The organism is Actinomyces polynesiensis (assembly GCF_000820725.1).
Lineage (GTDB): Bacteria > Actinomycetota > Actinomycetes > Actinomycetales > Actinomycetaceae > Pauljensenia > Pauljensenia polynesiensis.
Genome location: NZ_CCXH01000264.1, coordinates 1 through 2,125 on the forward strand (window position 1 = coordinate 1; position 2,125 = coordinate 2,125).

At 73.1% G+C, this 2,125-nt stretch carries 2 protein-coding genes and 1 pseudogene; 2 read left to right on the top strand and 1 reads right to left on the bottom strand.

Features of this window, described 5'->3' with window-relative positions; all coding sequences use genetic code 11:
* Together TA90_RS13960 and TA90_RS11255 are read left to right on the top strand one after the other, a co-directional pair.
* Positions 1-448, top strand: a pseudogene (locus tag TA90_RS13960) (Nif3-like dinuclear metal center hexameric protein); the annotation flags it as partial.
* Complete coding sequence (locus TA90_RS11255) at positions 445-1,179, top strand: zinc ribbon domain-containing protein (protein ID WP_043536529.1); 735 nt, start codon at positions 445-447, stop codon at positions 1,177-1,179. The pseudogene TA90_RS13960 and the gene TA90_RS11255, both read left to right, overlap by 4 nt.
* 110 nt (positions 1,180-1,289) lie before the next feature.
* Here TA90_RS11255 and TA90_RS11260 read toward each other — a convergent pair.
* Positions 1,290-2,125: YaaA family protein (locus TA90_RS11260; RefSeq protein ID WP_222704612.1), on the bottom strand; the 836-nt coding region annotated here is incomplete at its 5' end.

Below are 2,125 nucleotides of genomic sequence, written 5' to 3' on the forward strand. Positions count from 1 at the left end.
AGGACGCCGGGGGACACGCAGTCGGTTTCGGACGCATCGGTGGTGTCACGCCCCAGTCGCTGGGCGCCTTCGCCGACCACGTGGCCTCCGTCCTGCCCGCCGGGCCGCACGGGCTGTTCGTTGGCGGGGACGAGGGCGCGACCGTGCGTGTCGTGGCCGTGTCCGGCGGCGCGGGCGACCACTTCCTCCACGCGGCGCGTCGCGCGGGGGCGGACGTGTTCCTCACCGCGGACCTGCGGCACCATCCGGCCTCCGAGCACCTGGAGGGTGGGCCCCGGCGCTCCTCTGCGCCAGTCACTGGGCCACGGAGTGGCCCTGGCTGCCGGTGCTCGCGCGACGGCTGCGTGGCGCGGCGCGTGCGGATGGTGTCGAGCTCGACGTGGAAGTCTCTACGATGGTCACAGAACCGTGGAACACCCACCGACCGACCACTGGAGGACACCGGTGAACGCACCGCACGAGGACCAACTGCTGCTGCTCGACCTGCAGAAGCTCGACCAGCGCGCCTCGAAGCTGCGTCACCAGCGCAACTCCCACCCCGCCCACGCCACGCTGCAGGAACTCTCGGGCCGCGCCGAGGACCTCCGGCGTGCGGCGATCACGCAGGGCGCCGTCATCTCGGACATCCGTCGTGAGGTCACCCGCATCGAGGACGACATCGAGAAGGTCCGCGCCCGCCGCGAGCTCCAGCAGGGGAGGCTCGATCGCAACGAGGTGCCCCTGAGGGACATGAACCCGATGGAGCACGAGATCAGGCGGATGGACCAGCGGCTGTCCGACCTCGAGGACACCCAGCTCGAGGCGATGGAGAGGCTGGAGACGGCGGAGACCGCCGAGCAGGCCATGAAGGACGAGGCCGCCGCGATCGCCTCCGACGTGGAGGCCACCCGTGCCGGCTTCGCCCGTGACATGGCGGGGGTCGACGAGGAACTGCGCGGCGTGCTCGCCGAGCGCGAGGCACTCGCCGCCCGAGTCCCCGCGGAACTCATGGACGAGTACGAGCGTTCCCGGTCGCGCAACGGCGCCCTGGCGGTCGTCGAGGTGCGTGACGGCCAGGTGCTCGGCGCGGCCACGGAACTCTCACCCGCCGAACTCGAGGACGTGCGCCGGACCCCGGAGGACCAGCTGTGCTGGGCCGAGGAGACCGGTCAGATCATCGTGCGGACCACCGCGTCCTGACCGACTGCACCCCGGCCGGGACCCGGTCGCCGGACCGGTTGCTCCACGGGCCCGGGCCCGGGCGTGGGGTGCGCCCGACGTCAGGTCGGATGCTCGTCGCGGGCGCCGCTTCAGTCGACCACGAGGGTCAGCACGGTGACGGACCCGCCCTCGCGCGTGGGCGTGGTCGGTCCGACCTCGACGTCGACCACCTGCTGACGCGCGCCGGTGGCGTCGTGGGCCACCATCGTGGGAGCCGTCGAGCGGATGGCACTGACGCACCCCTCCACCGTCACCGTCGGCGGCAGGGAGTCCGGTGAGGCGTCGAGCAGGCCCGCGCACACCATTCCACGCCAGTGCTTGGCCTGGTGGGAGACGACACCGCGTCGGCCGTCCCTGCTGCGCACGACGTCGATGCGGAGCACGTCGGCCCATCCGCCGGTGCAGGCCGAGCGGTAGGGGCCAGAACGCAGGTCCACCACCGTCGCCCCACGGGTGCGGTCCTCGAGGGCATCGCGCAGACGTGGCCTCCAGAAACCCGCCAGGGCACCCGTCCCGGGCAGTCGGGCGCCCATCGGGAGCCGGTGGTCGGGGATCGGGTCCTCGGGTCGCAGGGCTCCGAACAGGCCCGAGAAGATCCACACCTCCGGCCCCCGTGGACCGCGCCGGCAGCGACCCAGCCCGGCGGCCTCGAAGAGGACTCCCGAGAACACCTCCCGTGCGGGGGCGCAGGGGGCGTCGCCGAGGTGCGCGTTGGTCTCGAGGTCCCCGCGCGAACGTGGCCCCAGGTGCAGGACCTCCGCGCCGGACGGGGAGGCGGAGACCGCGACGAGGGTCCGGGCGACCTCCTCGCGTGCCTCGGTCAGTGCGGGAAGGGACAGTGCCGCGAGGTCGAGGGCGGGGCCGTGGGCAGGCGCGGTCTTGCCCTCGGAGGGCGGGAGCCAGATCATCACCTGAGCAGGGTAGG